Origin of the sequence: Pseudoduganella aquatica (assembly GCF_020865585.1) — a bacterium.
GTDB lineage: Bacteria > Pseudomonadota > Gammaproteobacteria > Burkholderiales > Burkholderiaceae_D > Rugamonas > Rugamonas aquatica_A.
In genome coordinates this window covers 4,090,953-4,109,885 of the sequence record NZ_CP086370.1, presented here as the reverse complement: position 1 = coordinate 4,109,885, position 18,933 = coordinate 4,090,953, and the positions used below count along the sequence as shown (strand labels likewise).

Sequence of the window (18,933 nt, the reverse complement as noted above, 5' to 3'; positions counted from 1 at the left end):
TGCAGGAGTCAAGCATGCACAGCACTTCCCCCTGGAGGCGGCCATGATAGCCGCCGATGTCATGGCCCGCCTGCTGGTGACGGTGGGGCCGGAGGCCACGCTGCACCGTGTGGTCGGCCTGATGCTCAAGCACCGCATCAGCGGACTGCCGGTGGTGGATGCGGACGGCAAGCTGCTGGGAATATTGACCGAGAGCGACCTGTTGCGCCGCGCCGGGAAGGGCGGCTGGACCGCGGCGGACTGCCTGGCCGGGGACGCGATGAGCACGGCCGTGATCTGCGTGGCGCCGGATACGCCGCTGGAGCAGGTGTCGGCGCTGATGGAGGCGCATGACCTCAAGCGCCTGCCGGTGGTGAGCGGCGGCCGCCTGGATGGCATGGTCAGCCGTGCCAATCTGATCCAGGCCTTGCTGCGGCAACTGCCGGTTGCCGGGCCGGCGCCGCGGCACGGCCACGAAGGCGCCGCCGCTGCGGAGGACGCCGCGCAGGGCGGTTCGCTGAGCCTGGTGGGCGCGAAGGCATTCGAGCTGGACGCGGACATCGGACCGCTGGGCATCGCCCTGGTCGATATGCTCAATATGCGCAAGTCGCAGCGCCTGTTCAGTTCCAGGGACTTGTCGCGCTACCGGCTGTCGCGGCTGCTGTGGTCGGCGTTCGGCATCAACCGGCCCGCCGAGCGCTGCCGCACGGCGCCGTCGGTGTCCAACGCCCAGGAGATCGACGTCTACGTGGCGATGGCCAGCGGCTGGTACCGCTACGACGCGGCCGCGCCCAGCCTCATCCTTTGCGGCCGGGAGGATATCCGCGCCGCGACCGGGAAGCAGGACTTCGTCGCCAGCGCACCCGTCAATCTGCTCTACGTGGCCAATCTGGAGCGGCTGGCCAGCGAAGACCACGCCGAACGCCTGCTGCACGCCGGCATAGACGCGGGCCATATCAGCCAGAACGTGTATCTGTTCTGCGCGGCGGAAGGCATGGCGACGGTGGCGCGCGCCTGGTTCGACCAGGCGGAGCTGGCCAGCGTCATGGGGCTGCTGCCGGCGCAGCGCGTCATCCTGGCGCAGACCGTAGGTTATCCGGCCACGCAGCCCGCCGGGCCGGCGCTGCCGGAAAGCACGATCGGCTAGTGCGAAATCAGGACAGGAAGCGGCACGCGGCCGAGCACTGTCCTGGTGACGCCGCCCAGCAGGGTCTCGGTGAGCCGGCGGTGTCCGTAGCCGCCCATCACCAGCAGGCCGCAGCCGGATTCCTTGGCGATGGCTGCCAGGGCGTCGCCCACCGGCCCGCTGGTGTGTTCGCAGCGCACGTCGGCACGGACGCCGTGCCGCGCCAGGTAGTGCGCCATGGCCGGGGCGGGCGCCGGTTCGTCCCCGCGCGCGGAATGCGGATCGTTGAGCTGGAGCAGCGTCGCGGTCTGCGCCATTTTCAGCAAAGGCAAGGCGTCGCTGATGGCACGCGCCGCTTCACGGCTGCCGTCCCAGGCCAGCAGCGGGTGGCGGAAGGGCAGCCCGGCCATTCCGGCGGCGTCCTGGCCGGGCACCAGCAGCAGCGGACGGCCGCAGCGCAGCAGCAGATTCTGGGGCAGATCGCGGATGACGCCATGCGGATCCTCGTCGGGGCCGCTGGCGCCCAGGATGAGCAAGTCGTGGAATGCCGCCTGGTGCAGCAGCGCTTCCTCCGCCGTATCTTCCGCCAGGCGCGGCGCATATTGCATCAGTCCGCAATGGCTTGCGGCGGCTTCAAACGCCGCCAGGCCGGCGTGAGCGTCGGCACGCCACAACGCCAGCCGTTCGGCGGCCTGCGGCGGCAGCCGCGCGACGTCGCCGGCGTGCGCGTAGCGGGACAGGCCCGTGCAGGCCAGGCCTGTCAGGTGCGCATCGCAGGCCAGCGCGAGCCGCGCCGCCAGCGCCATGCGCCCGGCCGCCGGCAAGGACTGGCCGGCGTGCACCAGGATGCTCTTATAGGCCATGGAAATTCCTTGCCGGGATGGGACGAACGCCGCTCAGTGCGACATCAGCACGGGCAGCGTCATCGATTGCAGGATACGGCGCGTCACGCCGCCCAGTATGATCTCGCTCCAGCGCTGGTGGCCGTAGGCGCCCATCACCAGCAGGTCGGCGCCGAGGTCGGCGGCCAGCGACAGCAGCGCGCCGCCGATGTCGATGCCGCCCGCCGTGGCGTGCTGCTGCACCTCCACCTTGACCCCGTGCCGCGCGAGGAACAGCGCGATATCGGCGCCGGGCAGGTCGCCGTGGACGCCGTACTGCCGCTCCGCGTCGAACACCGCCAGCGTGACCTGGCCGCTGCGCTGCAGCAGCGGCAACGCGTCCGTGATGGCGCGCGTGGCCGCGCGGCTGCCGTCCCAGGCCACCAGCGCGTGCCGGTCCAGGTGCCGGAATGTGCCCGAGTAGGGCACCATCAGCACCGGCCTGCCGCCGTTCAGCGCCACGTATTCGGGCAGGGTGTGCAGCATGCGCGGGCCGCCGGAGTCCGGGTCGCTCTGGCTCAGCACCACCAGGTCGGCGTAGTGCGCCTGCTGCACCAGGCCGAAATCGGGATCGTCGTCGGTGTAGCGCCTTTCGTAGCTGATGGCGGCCGCCTGGGCCAGCTTCTCGAACAGCGCCAGCGCCTGCAGGTTGTCCTCCTTGACCGTGTCGAATACGTCCTGCGGCACCGGCGCGCCCCAGGTCATGCCGCCGCTGCGGTAGATGTCCATGGCCAGGCCGGTGAGCGCCGCGCCTGTCAGGTGCGCCTCATGGGTGCGGGCCAGCTCGGCGGCGAACTCGATGCGCGCGCTGGCGTGGGGGGATTGATCAACGTGGACCAGTATGGATTTATACGACATGGCAAGCTCCTTGAAATTCGCCGCATGCAATCGATGGGAGAGTACTTCAGACTACCAAATGCAATCCGCAGCTTTCATGATGCAGATCAAATTCGCCTTCATCAGCCGTGCCAATTGGGTGGGGCGTGCGCCTGGCCGGCGTTTTTGGCGCTAGTCTTGATCTGCATCAAATTTTGCTACTGACGCGCCCACTGGCGCCCGATAAAGTGATGTGGCTGCTTCAGCGCGCGTTGGAGGGAGTGACCATGCAACTGCAATTCCTGGGGGCGACCGGCACAGTGACCGGCTCGAAATACCTGCTCACGTCTGGCCGCGCCAGCATGCTGCTGGACTGCGGCCTGTTCCAGGGCTACAAGCAGTTGCGCCTGCGCAATTGGAACAAGCTGCCGGTGGCGCCGGCGGACGTCGGCGCGGTGGTGCTGACCCACGCCCATCTCGACCATAGCGGCTATCTGCCGCTGCTGGTGCGGGACGGATTCCGGGGCAGGATATATTGCAGCGAGGCCACCTACGATCTGTGCAAGCTGCTGCTGCCGGACAGCGGCCGCCTGCTGGAGGAGGAGGCCAACCACGCCAACCGGCACAGCTATTCCCGCCACACGCCAGCCTTGCCGCTCTACACCGAACGCGACGCGCTGAACGCGCTCAGACATTTTTCGCCGGTGCCGTTTGGCCGCCCGTTTGAAATTTGCGGCAAGCTGTGCGGGCAGCTGGCGCTGGGCGGGCATATCCTCGGCGCCGCCATTGCGACCGTGACCGACGGCAGCCGCACCGTCACATTTTCCGGCGACCTGGGCCGCCTGCACGACGCCATCATGGTCGAGCCCAGCCATATCGCCGGCTGCGACTACCTGGTGCTGGAATCGACCTATGGCGACCGGCTGCACGACGCAGCCGATCCGGCCCTGCGACTGGGCCAGGTCATCCGCGAGACCGCAGCGCGCGGCGGCGTCACCGTCATTCCCGCGTTCGCGGTGGGCCGCGCCCAGTCGGTGCTGTACGCGATCCACCAGCTCAAGCAGCGGGGGCTGCTGCCGCCGGCGCTGCCGGTGTACCTGAACAGTCCCATGGCCACCGACGCCACGGCGCTGTACCAGAAGCACCGCCGGCTGCACCGCCTGGACCATGCCGAATGCGAGGCCATGTGCCATGCGGCGCGCATCGTCAACAGCGTGGAGGAGTCGATAGCGCTCAACCAGCGCCGGATGCCCATGGTGATCATCGCGGCCAGTGGCATGGCCACCGGGGGCAGGGTGCTGCACCACCTGCGCGCATTTGCCGGGGACCCGCGCAACACCGTGCTGTTCGTTGGCTTCCAGGCCGGCGGCACGCGCGGCGCGGCCATGCTGGCGGGCGTGCCGGAGATTAAAATCTACGGGGAATACACGCCGCTGCGGGCCAGCGTGCACCAGATCGACAATCTGTCGGCGCACGCAGACGCCGGCGAGATCCTGAGCTGGCTGGGCCATTTCCAGCGGCCGCCGAAGCGCACCTTCATCACCCACGGCGAGCCGGCCGCAGCGGACGCGCTGCGCCACCGCATCAAGGAGCAGCTGCACTGGGACTGCCTGGTGCCCGACTATCTGGAACGGCAGGAGCTGGCATGACGCCCGGCGACGCCCCCGCAGGCGGCCTGCTGCTGCGCCGGCTCGGCATCGACACCTACCAGGAGCCGGTGGTCTACCTGCACCGGGACAGCGCCATTTGCAAGGCCGAGGGCTTCGAGGCGCGCGCGCGCATCGAGGTCTGGCGCGGCGCGACGCACATCCTGGCCACGCTCAACGTGGTGTACGACAGCCTGATCGGGATACAGCAGCTGGGCTTGTCGGAGGCGGCCTGGCGCGCGCTGGGCGGCATCGACGGCGACGTGCTGCGGGTGGCGCACGCGCGTCCGCTGCAGTCGCTGTCGGCGGTGCGGGCCAAGATCTACGGCCGGCCGCTGGGCGCCGAGGCGGCCGCGGCCATCGTGCGCGACGTGGCCGAGGGCCGCTACTCGGACATCGAACTGGCGGCGCTGATCACCGCCTGCTCCGGCGACCGCATGGACGTGGCCGAAACCATCGCGTTGACCCGCGCCATGGTGGCGGCCGGCCAGCGGCTGCGCTGGGACAGCGGGACCGTGCTGGACAAGCACTGCGTGGGCGGCCTGCCGGGCAACCGCACCACCTTGCTGGTGGTGCCCATCGTGGCCGCCTGCGGCCTGACCATACCCAAGACCTCCTCGCGCGCCATCACCTCGCCGGCCGGCACCGCCGACACCATGGAGACGCTGGCGCCGGTCGCGCTGGACCTGCCCACCATGCGGCGCGTGGTGGAAAGCGAGGGCGGCTGCATCGCCTGGGGCGGCGCCGTGTCGCTCAGCCCTGCGGACGACATGCTGATACGGGTCGAACGCCCGCTGGGGCTGGACAGCGACGGCCTGATGGTGGCCTCGGTGCTGTCGAAGAAGATCGCCGCCGGCTCCACCCACGTGGTAATCGACATGCCGGTCGGGCGTAGCGCCAAGGTGCGCTCGGCGCAGGCGGCGCGCGCGCTGGCGCAGCGCTTCCATAGCGTGGGCGGCGCGCTGGGCATAGGCGTGAGCGTGATTGCCAGCGACGGTAGCCAGCCGGTGGGGCGGGGCATCGGTCCGGCGCTGGAGGCGTGGGACGTGCTGGCGGTGCTGCAAAACCTGCCCGATGCGCCGGCCGACCTGCGCCAGCGCGCGCTGGCGCTGGCCGCCAGCCTGCTGGAACTGGGCGGCAAGGCCGGCGCCGGCCAGGGCCGGGCGCTGGCCGCCGGCGTGCTCGACAGCGGCGCGGCCTGGACCAAGCTGCAAGCCATCTGCGCCGCGCAAGGGGGCATGCGCGAGCCGCCCCGCGCGGCCCACACCCTTGTGCTGGGCGCGCTGCACCGGGGAAGGCTCACCGCCATCGACAACCGCCGCCTGGCGCAACTGGCCAAGCTGGCCGGCGCGCCCAGGGCGCCCGCCGCCGGCCTGGAACTGCACGCGCCGCTGGGTACGCTGCTGCGGCCGGGTCAGCCGCTGTTGACGCTGCACGCCGAGTCGCCCGGCGAACTGGCCTATGCCCTGGCTTACGCGGAGGCCCAGGACACGATATTTACGATACAGCAGGCATGAACAAGGCCATCGCGGCGCAAAGGGGCGGCGATGGACAAGGACTTGACGTGGATCAAACCCTGGTCCCGCCTTGGTCAACCATAATCGCCGCAGTACCGACAATGGAGGGGACGCCGATGAATACACTGCCGCAAGGTAGCGCGAATCAGCTCGCCGCCCAGGCCGCCGCGCCGGCCACAGGCAGCCGCAACGCGCTGGATCTGTATCTGCAAAGCCTGGCCGCGCGCGTGACGGGCGGCATTTCGCCCATCGCCATGCAGCTGGCGTTTCAGGACTGGTGGCAGCATTTGGCGGTGGCGCCCGGCAAGCGCGCCGAGCTGGCCAGCGCCTGGTGGCGCATGCTGGCCATCCCGGTGCCCCAGGCCGACGCCGGCGCGGACAGCCGCTTTGCCGATTCCGCCTGGCGCGCCTGGCCGTTTGCCGCCTACGCCCAGGGCTTCAAGCAGCTCGAGCAGTTCTGGAGCCAGGCCACCAGCGGCGTGCCCGGGGTCGCCCCGCACCATGCGGACGTGGTGGCGTTCACCGCGCGCCAGCTGCTTGACATGTTGTCGCCGTCCAACTACCCGTGGACCAATCCCGAAGTGATGCGGGCCGCACAGGCCAGCGGCGGCCGCAGCCTGATCGACGGCGCGCTCAACTGGCGCAAGGACTTGTGCCGCCGCCTGGCTTTGCCCGGCGCGGTGGTGGCGGAACCCGTGGGCGCGTCCTATACGCCGGGCAAGGAGGTTGCGGTCACGCCGGGGCAGGTCGTGTACCGCAACGCGCTGATCGAGCTGATACTGTATGCGCCGCAGGGCGAAAAAGTGTACCGCGAGCCGGTCCTGCTCGTGCCGTCGTGGATCATGAAGTACTACATCCTCGACCTGTCGCCGCACAATTCGCTGGTGCGCTACCTGGTGCAGCAAGGCCATACGGTGTTGATGATCTCCTGGTGCAATCCCGGCGCGGAAGCGCGCGACATGGGCATGGAGGACTATTTGCAGCGCGGCCTGTTTGCCGCGCTCGACCAGGTCCACGCCCTGTGCGGCGGCGCGCCGGTGCACGGGGTGGGCTACTGCCTGGGCGGCACGCTGCTGTCGATAGGCGCCGCCGCGATGGACTCGGGCGAGCATCCCGCGCACGGCAAACTGGCCACGCTGACCCTGCTCGCGGCGCAGACCGATTTCAGCGACCCGGGCGAGCTGGGCCTGTTCATCGACGACAGCGAACTGGCTTTCCTCGACGCCCTGATGTGGGACCAGGGCTACCTGAACGGCGACCAGATGTCGGCCTCCTTCCAGCTGCTGCACGCGCGCGACCTGGTATGGTCGCGCATGATGCGGGAATACCTGCTGGGCGAGCGCAGCGCGCCGAACGACCTGATGGCGTGGAACGCCGACAGCACCCGGCTGCCGTTCCGCATGCACAGCGAATACCTGCACGGCCTGTTTTTGCATAACGACCTCGCCGAAGGGCGCTACCTGGTGGCTGGCAAGCCCGTCGCGCTGTCCGACATCCATACGCCGCTGTTTGTGCTGGGCACGGAGCGCGACCACGTCTCGCCCTGGCGCTCCGTGTACAAGATACATCTGCTCTGCGGCGCGCCGTTCGACTTTGTGCTGGCTTCCGGCGGCCACAATGCGGGTGTCGTCTCGGAGCCGGGCCATGCCAACCGCAGCTACCGCATCCGGCCTGCGCATCGGTCGCCGAACGGCTACAGCAGTCCGGACGAATGGCTTGGGCAGTCCGAGTCCATCGAGGGCTCATGGTGGCCGCACTGGCAGCAATGGTTGCTGCGCCATTCGGACCGGCAGCGCGCCGCGCCGCCGGTGGTGGCGCCGGAACAGGTGCTGGGCCAGGCCCCAGGGAGTTTCGTGGTGCAGCGCTGAGGCCGGCCCGCCGCGCGCGGCCCTCAGATGCGCATGTTCTCGACCATGTAATCGATGAACACGCGCAGCTTGGGCGAAGCGTAGCGGCTTGCGGGCCACAGCATGGAGAAGGTCACCGTCTGGTCCATATAGCCCTCCAGGATGGTCTGCACGCGGCCCGCCTTGAGGTCGTCGGCAATGATGAAAGTGGGCAGGAAGGCGATGCCTTCGCCGCGCAGCAGCGCGTAGGCGATGGCTTCGATGGTGCTGCAGGTCATGCGCTCCTTGAGCTGCGGCTCGGCCTCGCCGGCGGCCAGCTTGAAAGGCCAGCGCTCTATGCGTCCGCTGGCGGGGAACTTGTGCAGCAGGCAGGCGTGCTGCGCCAGCTCGCGCGGATGGGATGGCGCGCCGTGCCGCTGCAGATAGGCCGGCGCGGCCACCACCACCTGCGGGCAGCTGCCGTTGCGGCGCGCGGCCAGGCGCGAGTCCTCCTGGGTGCCGGTGCGTATCACGGCGTCGAAGCCTTCTTCTATGATGTCCACCATGCGCTCGGACAGGTCGATGTCCAGCGCGATGTCCGGATAGCGCTGCATAAAGCCCGTCAGCGCGGGCATCACCAGGCCGGTCAATTGCGGCGTGCTGACGCGCAGGCGTCCGCGCGGCGCGCCCGACATCTCGGATAGCTCCGCCTCCGCCGCCGCCACCTCGCCGAGTATGCGGCGGCAGCGCTCCAGGAACAGCTCGCCCTCCGTGGTCAGCGTGATGCTGCGGGTGCTGCGGTGGAACAGGCGCATCGCCATCTTTTCCTCCATGCGCGCGATGCTTTTGCCCACCGCCGAAGAGGACACGCCGAAATCGAAGCCCTGGTCGAGGCTTTCCGCCTGGCCGCCATCCGTGGCAAGGAGGCCGGTTTCGACGGCGTTGAAATCCACGCCGCCAACGGCTACCTGTTCGACCAGTTCCTGCAGGACGGCAGCAACAAGCGCACCGATATCTACGGCGGCTCCTTCGAAAACCGCGCCCGCTTCCTGCTCGACACCACGCGCGCCATCATCTCCGTCTGGGGCAGCGACAAGGTGGCCGTGCGCATGGGCCCGAGCGGCAGCTGGGGCGACATGTCGGACAGCGACCCGGAAGGCCTGTTCACCTACGTGGCGCAGCAGCTTGCGCCGCTGAAGCTGGCCTATCTGCACCTGATCGAACCGCGCATCGCGGGCAATATCGAGGACGAGAGCAGGGACCAGGCGCCGGTGGCCGCTCAGCTGATACGCAAGCACTACAAGGGCGCCATCATCGCCGCCGGCGGCTTCAGCCAGGCTTCGGCGGAAGCCATTTTGCAGGCGGGCGACGCCGACATGGTGGCTTTCGGCCGCCACTTCATCGCCAACCCCGACCTGCCCGAGCGCTTCCGCAACGGCTGGGCGCTGAACGACTACGATCGCCCCAGCTTCTTCGGCGGCTCGGAAATCGGCTACACCGACTATCCCTTCCACCAGGCTGCTTGAGTTGTGGGGGGGCGAGCCGTGTTTTGCCTTGGTGCTTTGTTGCGTATCAGGCACCACTGTGAGCCCCTGTACAGGCCTGCCGGCTCGCCCCCTTACTCTCTACGATGAAGACGTGCAATTTGTTGCCAGTCATTGCAGGTTGGCGAGATCGACGTGCTGGTGGTCAGCGACGGCGTGCTGCCGCTGCCCACCTCCACCATGGCCACCAACGCCACGAAGGCCGACTTGTCGGCCTGGCTGGATCACATGTTCATGCCGCAGGAGGCGTTCGACTGGCCGCTCAATGTGCTGGTGGCACGCAGCGGCGAGCAGATCATCCTGGTGGATACTGGTCTCGGTTCGCAGTTCTCCGGCTTCCCGCGCGCCGGCCAGTTCCCCGCGCGGCTGAAGGCCGCCGGCATCGATCTGGCGGCCGTGACGGACGTGGTCATCACCCATATGCACATGGACCACGTGGGCGGCTTGCTGGCCGAAGGCGTGAAAGAGCAGCTGCGCCCGGACGTTCGCATCCACGTGGCGGCCGCCGAAGTCGAATTCTGGGACGCGCCCGATTTCACCCAGACCGTCATGCCCACGCCAGTGCCGAACGTGCTGCGCTCAACGGCCGCCAGCTTTTTGAAGGAATACCGCAGCAATCTGCATATCTTCCAGGATCGCCATGAAGTTGCGCCGGGCGTGGTGGTGCGCCTCACGGGCGGCCACACGCCGGGGCATAGCGTGGTGGACCTGGCTTCCGAAGGCGAACTGCTGACCTTCGCCGGCGACGCCATGTTCCCGGTCGCCTTCGACCACCCCGAATGGCACAACGGCTTCGAGCACGACCCGGTGGAATCGGAGCGCGTGCGCGTGGGGCTGTTCCGCGAACTGGCCCGGAACGGCGGCCTGCTGGTAGCCAGCCACCTCCCATTCCCATCCGTCGGCCGCGTGGCCATCGACGGCGACGCCTTCCGCTGGGTGCCTGTCATCTGGGATTTCTGAGCGCCGGACGGCGAAACGCGCCGCCCAAAAAAAAGACGCGGGACTATGCCCGCGTCAAACACCGCCGAGAGGGAGTCAAGGCGGGGGACGGAAGATCTGTTCAGTGCTGCGCTCAGAACTTGTAGTTCGCTCCCAGCACATAGGAACGGCCGGATTTGCCGTACAGCAGAGTGTCGTTGCGCTCGGTGTCTTTGCCGTAGCGCAGCGGCTCGTCGGTCAGGTTCTGCGCCTCGAACGACACGCGCAGCTGCGGCGTCACGTTGTAGGACATGGACAGGCCAACCTTGGTCGACGGATCGGCGAAGGAGTGGTCGCTGCCGTTGGCGTTGCGCAGCACGTCGCGGATAAAGCTGGAGCGGTGCGTGGCCGACACGCGCGCGCTGAACTTCTTGTCCTCGTAGTATACGGTCAGGTTGTAGGCGTTGGGCGACAGGCCGATGAAGTTGGCTTCCTCGGTCAGCTGCTCGTTGGCCGGCGTGCGCGGATTGTCCACCCGGGTGATGTAGGTGATGCGCGATTTGACCTTGGTGTAGTTGGCCAGCGCGCCGAAGTTGCTCCATGCGCCGGGCAGGAAGGTGAACGGCACCTGCCAGTTCACTTCCAGGCCGTCCAGCGGGCCGCCCTTGGTGTTGACCATGCGGCTCACGCTGACCTGCGTGTCCGGCTGGATGGCGCAGGCCGGCACGGCGCCGGTGATCGAGCAGCCGGTGGCGGTCAGGTAGGAGTTGGACAGGCCGGTCTCGGCATACGTCATCAGCTCATTGGTGCGCTGGATGAAGGTCTTGATGTTCTTGTGGAAGGCGCCCACCGAAATCATTGCGTTCTTCGCGTAGTACCACTCGGCCTGCAGGTCGAAGGTGTTGGCGCGGATCGGGTCCAGCGTCGGATTGCCCACCGTGACCGACTGGCCGGTCAGGTTGATCGAGGCCGACGGCGCCAGGTCCACGTACTCGGCGCGCGACAGGGTCTTGCCGGCAGAAAAGCGCACCAGCAGGTCTTTCGGCAGCGTGGCGGTGATGTTGAACGCCGGCAGCCAGTCGCGGTAGCTGTGCTCGACCACGCGCGGCACCAGCTGGCCGGCCGGGTCTTTGATCAGCTGCATGGCGGTGGTGGTGGTGTCCGCGCCGCGCACGCCCAGGTTGCCGCGCAGCGGCAGGCCCCAGGCGTTGACCTTGAAGTCGCCCGACAGGTAGAGCGCGTTGATCTTCTCGTCCACTTGGCGCTTGACCTGGTTGGCCAGCACGTAGTCCGACAGCGGCACGGCGGCGCAGTGGCATTCGGTGTTGTAGACGGCCTGGAACTTGTCCATGTCGACCGCCGCCCACGACGACGGCACGCCCTCGCCCAGACCGCTGCCGAAGCCGGAGATCTGGCGCGTCAGGCTGGCCAGCGTGGTGCCGGCCGGCAGGCCCAGGGTGGGAATGCCGCCGGACGCCACCTCGTAGTTGAACCAGCTGTTGCGGCGCGCGGACAGGCCGGTGCGGACGGTGAACTTGTCGTTCACCTCCCAGGTCAGGTTGGCCGTGTTGGTTTTCAGCTCGTTCGAGGTGCGCAGGTAGCGGCCCACGAAGTTGCCGTGCACGGTGCCGTTGGCCTCCTGCGGGCCGAAGGAGAAGTTGTTCGGATTGGTGATATCCATGCCGAAGCCCAGCGCCGGCACGCCGCCCTTGGAGAAGTCCCAGGTGAAGCCGTTCACATTGGGCGCGTCGATCTGCACGGTGGTGCGGTGCGGATTGCTCAGCAGGGAGTTCGATACGCCGCTCATCACGTCCAGCGTCAGGCCTTCGGTCAGCTCGCGCTTGAGCGACAGCACGCCTTGCTTGAACAGCGTGCTGTATTCGTCCACCAGGCCTTCGCTGCGGATGTCCACGCCGTTGAATTTGCCGTACACCCAGCTGCCCTTGCTGTCGAACTTGGCATCGACGATGGAGGTCTGGCCCTTGCCGTTTTCCGTCATGTCGCGGCCGAAGGAGATGGCCTGGATGTAGTTGTCGTAGCGCTTGTTGTTGTAGCGGCCGCCCATCAGGTCCAGATTCAGCTCGGTGGCGCGGTCCGGGCGCCATTGCAGGGTGCCGGTCAGGCCGGTGCGGTCGTATTCGGTCTGCGAGCGGCGGTAGCGCGGAATGCGCGGGTGGAAGGCGCCCGAGCTGCCGGGGGGAGCCGCCACCGTGCCGCCGAAATCGTCCTTGCGGCTCATAATGTCGTTGTAGACGGCCAGGTTGCCCGAGCGCGGCACGCCGAAGCCGCAGTTCTGCGCGTCGATGCCCTTGACCGCGTTGGTGGCCGGGTACTGCGTGGCCGCGCCGATGGGCGAGCAGAAGCCGCCGTTGACGGAGCCGGCGATATTGTCCACCGACTCATAGCCTTCCTCGATGGCGCTGCGCTTGGCGTAGGCCACCGCCACCAGGGCGCCGACCTTGCCGATGGGCGTATCCCAGCGGTTCGAATACAACGCGGTCAGGCGTGGCTGGGTTTTGCGGGAAACCGTGTTGTACAGGCCCTGGCCGCCGATGCTGGCGGTCTCGCCCTTGAAGTCGAAGGGACGGGCGGTGCGCAGGTCCACGGTGGCGCCCAGCGAACCTTCCTCCACGCCGGCCTCGGAGGTCTTGCGCACGGCCAGGCTGTTGAACAGCTCCGCCGCGAACACGCTGAAGTCGAAGGCGCGGCCGCGGTTGGTGCTGCCGTTGATGTCGGACGCGCCGGTGGCCGTGGTGCCTTCAATGCCGTTGATGCGCACGCGCGTAAAGCCGGCGTTCAGGCCGCGCACGGTGATCTGCTTGCCTTCGCCGCCGTCGCCCTGGGCCACGGACACGCCGGGCACGCGCTGCATGGACTCGGCCAGGTTGGCGTCCGGGAACTTGGAAATGTCCTCGGCCTTGATGACGTCGATAATGCCGTCCGAATTCTTCTTGATGTTCAGGGCGTTGTTCAGGCTTTCGCGGAAGCCGGTGACGACCACCGTGTTATCGGCCGCCGCTTCCTTGCCAGCTTGCTGGGCCTGGGCCTGCGCCTGGGTTGCTCCCACCAGGGCGATAACGCCAAGCGCTATTTGCCGCAGCCGGGCGTGGGGAATCTGTGCCTTGGGGTGTGTTGCTACTGCCATGTTGTCTCCTCTTTTTTGTTATGGCTTAAATGCCGGCCTTGGCGGCCGGCGCGTGCGCCTCGACGGCGTAGACGTGGTTTGCTCCGTGCATATTGGAGGCGAACACCAGCCACTTGCCGTCCGGCGTGAAGCGCAGATTCGGCTCGAGCCGGTAGTCATGCGCGGACATGTCGACCAGCCGGGTCGACCGGAACTGCTCGATCGTGACCAGCTTGTCGTTGTAGGAATCCAGCTCGGCGTCGACGATGGTTTCCGCCTGCAGCAGCGAGATCCATTTACCGTCCGGGGCGTGGGCCACCATGTCGAAGTCTCCGCCGTCGCTGGCGAAGGTCTTGTTGTCCGGGGCGATATTGAAGTGCACGCCCCAGTCGTTCTGCTCCACGCGCTTCCACACGCGCTTGCCCGTGGCCAGCTCCAGCCCCGCCACCCAGAACACCTGGCCGCGCGGCGTTTGCAGGTCGTACCACAGCCACTTGCCGTCCTGGCTGAAGAACTCGTGGCCCCAGATTTCCATGTTCATGGTGCGGGTGTGGACGCTGCGCAGGCTTGTGCCGTCGGCCTGGATCAGCTTGATGCGGTCCACGCGGTGCCATGGGCCTTCCATGCAGAAGCGGATCAGCTTCGGGTCGGTCGGCGAAAACTGGGCGTGGCCTATCCATTCCTCGGTGGTGTACAGCACCGTGCGCTGGCCGGTCCTGATATCAAGCGTGAACAGCTCGGCGGGCACGCGCGAAGCCCAGCGTTCCAGCATGCGCACGCCCTTGGCCTTGGCGAAGTTGAGCGGCTTGCCGTCCGGGCCGAGGGCCGCGTATTCGGCCTTGCCGAACTTTTCTATGCTAGCGGCATCCCTGGGCTGCAGCGGCTTGGCTCCATAGGTGACGGAGCCGAGCAGCAGCGTGTCGTCCGCATTGGCGCCGCTGATGCCGCCGGACGGAATGCGGGCCAGCTTGCGCACTTTTTTGGTATCGACGTGGATGGCGTAAATGGTCTTGGGCCGCTCCGCCGCCTCGCCGTCGCCCGCGTCGGTGACGGCGTAGACCGCCTCGCGGGTGTTGCGCAGCATGAACAGGAGTTCGTTCTCCTTGCCCTTCACCAGCAGCGTGGTGCTCCAGTCATTCAGGCGCACGGCGGCGATGCCGGCGGGGGACTTGAGCACCATCACGTCGCCTTCGGGCGTGTAGGCCTGGCGGTAGAAATAAAGCACGCCCGAGCCTTCCTGGTCCGAAATGCGCAGGATGCGGCGGCCGGTTTTCGGGTCCGTCCATTGCTTGGGCGCCGGGCCTTGCGGCGCGGCCGGTGCGGCCTGCGCAGGCGATGCAGGCTGGTCAGCCTGCGCCATCGCCCGGCCCGGCGCGGACGCCATCGCCATCGGCAGCAGGGCGGATGCGCCCCACAGGCCTTTCAATACGGTGCGGCGGCGTGCTTGCGTCATGGCTGGCTCCTTGCTGGCTGCTTGAGCGCAGCCGGGTCATAGGCGAGGGCGCGCGTGGCGCGCATTTCCTGCTCGCGACGGGCTTTCTCGGCTTCGCCGATCACGGTGCGGGGAAGGACGGGCTGCGGCGTGGTGGCCAGGATGGTGGCTTCGTCGTCGCGCGCGACGGCCGGTTCGGGCAACGCTTGCACCGGGCCGTGCAGGTCCATCACTTCCAGCCCTGCCAGCAGGTAGGCGCCGGTGGCGTAAGGGCCAACATCGTCCGCGCTGGTCGGCACCGGGCGGTCGCCGGTCTTCTGCGCCGCGCCTATCAGGCCATTGGGCAGCACATGGCGGTTGAGCGCAGCCCAGCCTTTCAGTACGGCCGGCTGGTAGGCCTGCCTGTCCAGCAGGCCATGGTTGACGCCCCAGGCCAGCGCGTAGACGAAGAAGGCCGAACCCGAAGTTTCCGCCTCGGGGAAGCTCTTGGGATCGTTCAGGTCGCTGCGCCACAGGCCATCCGCCTGCTGCAGTTCGGCCACGCGGCTGGCCATCTTGCGGAAGATGCCGGTATAGAAATCGCGTCCCTTGAAGCTGGCGGGCATGGACTCCAGCGTGCGCGCCAGGCCGCCCATCACCCAGCCGTTGCCGCGCGCCCAGTACACCGGTTTGCCGCCGGCACCCTTGTGGTCCGCATCCTTGAAGCGTTCATCGCGCAGGAACAGGCGGTCCTGCTCAACCCACAGGCGGGCGGCGGTGCGGCGCCATTCCTTGTCCATGGCGCGCAGATACTTAGGGTCGCCGGTCAGCGCCGACTGCCGCGCCAGCACGGGTGGGGCCATGTACAGCGCGTCGCACCACCACCAGATCAGGGACGCGGTTTCCTGCGGACGGCTGAGATGGGGCGTCATGAAATCGAGGCGCTGCTGAAGCGGCATCAGCACGCCCTGCTGGCGGCGGCGCGCATACAGCTCCTGGTACAGATCGCCGATGGCCACTTCGTCGGCATTCAGCAGCGCGCGGTCGGCGCGCGCGCCCCGGAATGCGTAGTTGTAGTGCTCCGCCGTGGCGGTCAGGAAGCGCAGCGTGTTCTTGTCTTCGGAAACGCGCGCCAGGCGGGCTGCGCCCACGTAGAAGGTCGCGGCCACCCAGTTTGAGGAAATCTCGGACAGGTTGGAGCCGGTGGAGAGCTGGATGGGGCGGCGGCTCATGTCCGCGATCTGCGCGGCGGCCACGTATTCGAGCACCGGCAGCACGGCTGCGCGGGCGGGCAGCTGGTCCGCGGTGAAAGCCGTGTTGGGCCGCTTCGGCGCGGCGAGCCAGTTCGTTTCCACGCCCGCCACGTCGGCGGCGACGGGAGCGAAGCCGGTGATGTTGTCCGCGTCTTCCAGCGCGATAGGCACGCCGTTGCGGCTGACAATGCGGCTGCGCGCAAACTGGATATTGCGCGCATGGCGGATGGCGCCCAGCGCGTCCGCTTCCAGGTCCACGTCTTCAATGCGGATATTGTTCAGCGGCGCGTCGGCATAGCCTTCCAGCTCGACCGCCGTTTTCAGGCCCTTGGCCGTAACGCGGCTGATGCGGATGTCGCGCACCTGCGGCAGCCCCTGGGCGCGCGGCACCTGGGCCGTCAGCGTGTTCCAGTAGGCCGGGTAGTCCTTGATCGCGTCCGGAATCTTGGCGTAGCTATAGGCCGGGAACCAGTTCAGATTGATGCGGATGCCGGTTTCGGCCTGCTGCACGTCGACGTCGCGGATATCAATGTCCGAAGCGCCGCCGCCGCGCGTGGCGGCCGACTTGAACAGGATGCCGTAGCGTACCGGCCCCACCACCTTCAGGCCGTAGACCCGCACCTTGCGGATGCCGCCCGAGGTTTCCGAGCCGAAGGTCACGCCCGCATAGGCCGAGCGCACGGTCGAATTGCGGATGACCACATTCTCGGTGGGGCGGTTCACGCGCAGGCCGTCCGCATCGCGCCCGGCCTTCAGGCACAAGGCGTCGTCATTGGCGTCGATGTCGGCGTTCTCCACCAGCACCGTGTGGGAGGAGTCGATATCCACGCCGTCCGTCGAAGGGCCTTTGCCGTCGACGTTGTTGCGCACGGTGATGCCGGAGACTTTCACGTCGTGCGAATAAACCACCTGCACGGTCCAGAAGCCCGAGCGCTCCAGATTCAGCGGCGCGCCCTGCGGACCGTTGCCCAGTTCGATGCGGCTGGAATTGTAGACCTGGATCAGGCGCGGGCGCTGCGCGTCGTAGTCGGCGGCCCAGCGCAGGCCGCGCGCTTCGTAGTCGTAGCGAATGGCCTGGAAACGGTCCCAGAACACCTTGCCGTTGCCGTCCACCGTGCCTTCGCCATACACTTTGACGTCCTTCTGCTCGTAGATATTGAGCAGCGCCGCCGGCCAGGACAGCTCCACGCCCGCGATACGCGTCGGCATCACTGGATAAGCCTTGATGTCCTGCGCGCCCACCAGCTTCACGCCTTTGTCGATGCGCAGCGCCATGCCGGACTTGAGGAACAGCGAACCGGTAAGGTAGACGCCGGGCTGCAGCACCAGCGTGCCCTTGCGCGCCGCCGTCGCGTCGATGGCGTTTTGTAGCGCGGCCGTGTCGTTGCTCACACCGTCGCCCTTGGCGCCATAGGTTTCGGCGTGCACGATCACGCCGCTCAGGCCCTGCGGCGCGGCGATAGCGATGTCCTTGGCCGCCATCTCGGCGTGGACGTCCAGCGCCTTCTGCGGCGCGGCGTTGTACCAGGAATAGCCGTTGCGGCGGCCCTTGGAGATGTTGTTGACGTCGTCCTGTATGGACTTGTCCCAGTCGCCGAAGATAGGCTTGCCGGTACGGATGTCATAGTTGCGCGACCAGATGGGGCCTGCGCCCGGCTTGTCCACCAGCTTGCGGCCTTCCTCTTCGCTCACCTTGGTGAAGGCCTTGCCGTAGATGGCGTTCGCCTTGAGCCAGGCGATGCCCGCTTCCACCGAGGCCTTGATTTCCGGCGACGGATTCGGCTGGCGCATCAGGAACAGCAGTACCTCGCTGCTCTCCGCGCTGGCCAGCGAGCGCATCTCGTAGTTGCGCGCTGAAATGGGCTGCAGCGTGATGGCGTCCACCTGCTGCGGCCAGACGGTCTTTTTGCCGTCCACCACAACCTGCGCGTCAAGAATGGGTTTGATGGCGCGGGCGCTGGCGGCGCCTGCCTGCTGGCGCAGGTCCTGGGCCACAAAGGCGAAGTCCGCATGGCCTTCGGCGATATCCTCCAGGATCATGGCCGCTTCGGCCACCGCGTTGTCGTTGAAGGTGATGCCGTCGTGGAAGCCGCCTTCCAGCGGGTAGTTCTGCGGCCAGCCGCCGTTCGGGTACTGCGCCATCAGCAGATATTTGACGCCCTTGATGATGCTGGCGCGGTAGGCGTCGCCATCCTTGCCGGGGAAGCGTGCCTGCACGCGGCCCAGGAAGCGCATCTCGGTGGTGGTGGCGCCATTGTCCAGCGTGCCGACGAAGGTCCAGAAGCGGTCATGCGGCGCGTCGAAGCTGCCGGTGTTGAGCGCCATGGTTTCGGCGTCGTTGGCATAGCGCTGGCCGCGCAGGCGCGCAGGCTTGGTGCGGTCCTGGTTCTTGCTCCAGCCGCCCGACGGGGTCTGGAAGCTGGCGATGGTGTCCGCAATGGCGCGCGCTTCTGGCGTGCCGTACCAGGCGGCGTCTTTATTCAGCGGCATCTTGCTGCTGCCCGCCAGCGGAGGCGGCGGCGTCTCGCCGGGCTGGAGTTCGGCGGCCAGGGTGTCGCGGTCGTACCGTTCCTGCTTCTGCGACCGCGCAATATAGTCGGCCCACGCGGCGCGCTGCGAGGCGGGTAGTTCGGCCAGGCGCGCCGCCGTCACTTCCGGAGCGGGGGTGTTGATGCCGACCACCGCGCTGAACGCCGGTGCGGCGAGTGCCAGGCACACGGCGCCGAACGCGCCCGTCCTTGTTGAAAATATCATTCTGTCTCCATCATCTTGTGCCGGGAACGCTGCCCCGTTAAGAGATAAGACTAGCGAAGACGAAGTTTCCTCAACCAAAACAGCAAACACGCAAGAACTTGATTAATTGGAGCCCTGCAGCGTATAAATCTTCACTTT

12 protein-coding genes are annotated in these 18,933 nt (G+C 67.5%); 6 read left to right on the top strand and 6 right to left on the bottom strand.

The features are described from left to right. The first annotated feature begins 43 nt into the window (after nucleotides 1-43). Entirely contained in the window at nucleotides 44-1,126 is a 1,083-nt protein-coding gene (locus KT882_RS18270) for a CBS domain-containing protein (protein WP_228892945.1), read from the top strand. Here KT882_RS18270 and KT882_RS18265 read toward each other — a convergent pair. Both KT882_RS18265 and KT882_RS18260 read right to left on the bottom strand, forming a co-directional pair. Beyond that, complete coding sequence (locus tag KT882_RS18265) at nucleotides 1,123-1,968, bottom strand: universal stress protein (RefSeq protein ID WP_161071161.1); 846 nt, start codon at nucleotides 1,966-1,968, stop codon at nucleotides 1,123-1,125. The genes KT882_RS18270 and KT882_RS18265 overlap by 4 nt on opposite strands. A 33-nt stretch (nucleotides 1,969-2,001) precedes the next feature. Beyond that, on the bottom strand, nucleotides 2,002-2,844 hold the full coding sequence (locus KT882_RS18260; protein ID WP_161071162.1) for a universal stress protein: 843 nt from the start codon (nucleotides 2,842-2,844) through the stop codon (nucleotides 2,002-2,004). Between the two features lie 245 nt (nucleotides 2,845-3,089). Here KT882_RS18260 and KT882_RS18255 point away from each other — a divergent pair, with 245 nt between their 5' ends. From KT882_RS18255 to KT882_RS18245, 3 genes are all read left to right on the top strand, one after another. Next, a complete protein-coding gene (locus tag KT882_RS18255; RefSeq protein ID WP_161071163.1) occupies nucleotides 3,090-4,451 on the top strand; it encodes an MBL fold metallo-hydrolase RNA specificity domain-containing protein in 1,362 nt (453 codons plus the stop codon). Next, nucleotides 4,448-5,965 carry a thymidine phosphorylase family protein gene (locus KT882_RS18250; RefSeq protein ID WP_228892944.1) on the top strand — a complete coding sequence of 506 codons (1,518 nt, stop codon included), beginning with the start codon at nucleotides 4,448-4,450 and terminating at the stop codon, nucleotides 5,963-5,965. Before KT882_RS18255 ends, KT882_RS18250 begins: the two co-directional genes overlap by 4 nt. A 116-nt stretch (nucleotides 5,966-6,081) precedes the next feature. After that, the gene (locus KT882_RS18245; RefSeq protein WP_228892943.1) at nucleotides 6,082-7,833 is read left to right on the top strand and encodes a PHA/PHB synthase family protein; all 1,752 of its coding nucleotides are present in this window, start codon (nucleotides 6,082-6,084) and stop codon (nucleotides 7,831-7,833) included. Between the two features lie 23 nt (nucleotides 7,834-7,856). On the opposite strand, the gene KT882_RS18240 is transcribed toward KT882_RS18245, so the two are convergent. Beyond that, nucleotides 7,857-8,612 (bottom strand): LysR substrate-binding domain-containing protein, encoded by a 756-nt coding sequence (locus tag KT882_RS18240; RefSeq protein ID WP_228892941.1) that lies wholly within the window; start codon nucleotides 8,610-8,612, stop codon nucleotides 7,857-7,859. On the opposite strand from KT882_RS18240, the gene KT882_RS18235 reads away from it, so the two are divergent. Together KT882_RS18235 and KT882_RS18230 are read left to right on the top strand one after the other, a co-directional pair. After that, nucleotides 8,592-9,317 carry an oxidoreductase gene (locus KT882_RS18235; RefSeq protein WP_228892939.1) on the top strand — a complete coding sequence of 242 codons (726 nt, stop codon included), beginning with the start codon at nucleotides 8,592-8,594 and terminating at the stop codon, nucleotides 9,315-9,317. The genes KT882_RS18240 and KT882_RS18235 overlap by 21 nt on opposite strands. Nucleotides 9,318-9,434: 117 nt before the next feature. Continuing rightward, nucleotides 9,435-10,295 (top strand): MBL fold metallo-hydrolase, encoded by an 861-nt coding sequence (locus KT882_RS18230; RefSeq protein ID WP_228896697.1) that lies wholly within the window; start codon nucleotides 9,435-9,437, stop codon nucleotides 10,293-10,295. Between the two features lie 112 nt (nucleotides 10,296-10,407). Here the strand turns inward: KT882_RS18230 and KT882_RS18225 are convergent, their stop codons facing one another. From KT882_RS18225 to pelA, 3 genes are read right to left on the bottom strand one after another with little or no spacing between them, the layout of a single operon-like run. Next, nucleotides 10,408-13,398, bottom strand: a complete 2,991-nt coding sequence (locus KT882_RS18225; RefSeq protein WP_161071167.1) for a TonB-dependent receptor — start codon at nucleotides 13,396-13,398, stop codon at nucleotides 10,408-10,410. Nucleotides 13,399-13,423: 25 nt separating this feature from the next. Further along, nucleotides 13,424-14,830 carry an oligogalacturonate lyase family protein gene (locus tag KT882_RS18220; protein WP_228892937.1) on the bottom strand — a complete coding sequence of 469 codons (1,407 nt, stop codon included), beginning with the start codon at nucleotides 14,828-14,830 and terminating at the stop codon, nucleotides 13,424-13,426. After that, nucleotides 14,827-18,795 carry a pectate lyase gene (gene pelA, locus KT882_RS18215; RefSeq protein WP_228892935.1) on the bottom strand — a complete coding sequence of 1,323 codons (3,969 nt, stop codon included), beginning with the start codon at nucleotides 18,793-18,795 and terminating at the stop codon, nucleotides 14,827-14,829. The genes KT882_RS18220 and pelA overlap by 4 nt, the downstream gene beginning before the upstream one ends. Nucleotides 18,796-18,933 lie beyond the last annotated feature (138 nt).

Coding starts and splice junctions, on each gene's coding strand:
- KT882_RS18270 (WP_228892945.1), top strand. CDS start 44: ATGATAGCCGCCGATGTCATGGCCCGCCTGCTGGTGACGGTGGGGCCG.
- KT882_RS18265 (WP_161071161.1), bottom strand. CDS start 1,968: ATGGCCTATAAGAGCATCCTGGTGCACGCCGGCCAGTCCTTGCCGGCG.
- KT882_RS18260 (WP_161071162.1), bottom strand. CDS start 2,844: ATGTCGTATAAATCCATACTGGTCCACGTTGATCAATCCCCCCACGCC.
- KT882_RS18255 (WP_161071163.1), top strand. CDS start 3,090: ATGCAACTGCAATTCCTGGGGGCGACCGGCACAGTGACCGGCTCGAAA.
- KT882_RS18250 (WP_228892944.1), top strand. CDS start 4,448: ATGACGCCCGGCGACGCCCCCGCAGGCGGCCTGCTGCTGCGCCGGCTC.
- KT882_RS18245 (WP_228892943.1), top strand. CDS start 6,082: ATGAATACACTGCCGCAAGGTAGCGCGAATCAGCTCGCCGCCCAGGCC.
- KT882_RS18240 (WP_228892941.1), bottom strand. CDS start 8,612: ATGGCGATGCGCCTGTTCCACCGCAGCACCCGCAGCATCACGCTGACC.
- KT882_RS18225 (WP_161071167.1), bottom strand. CDS start 13,398: ATGGCAGTAGCAACACACCCCAAGGCACAGATTCCCCACGCCCGGCTG.
- KT882_RS18220 (WP_228892937.1), bottom strand. CDS start 14,830: ATGACGCAAGCACGCCGCCGCACCGTATTGAAAGGCCTGTGGGGCGCA.
- pelA (WP_228892935.1), bottom strand. CDS start 18,795: ATGATATTTTCAACAAGGACGGGCGCGTTCGGCGCCGTGTGCCTGGCA.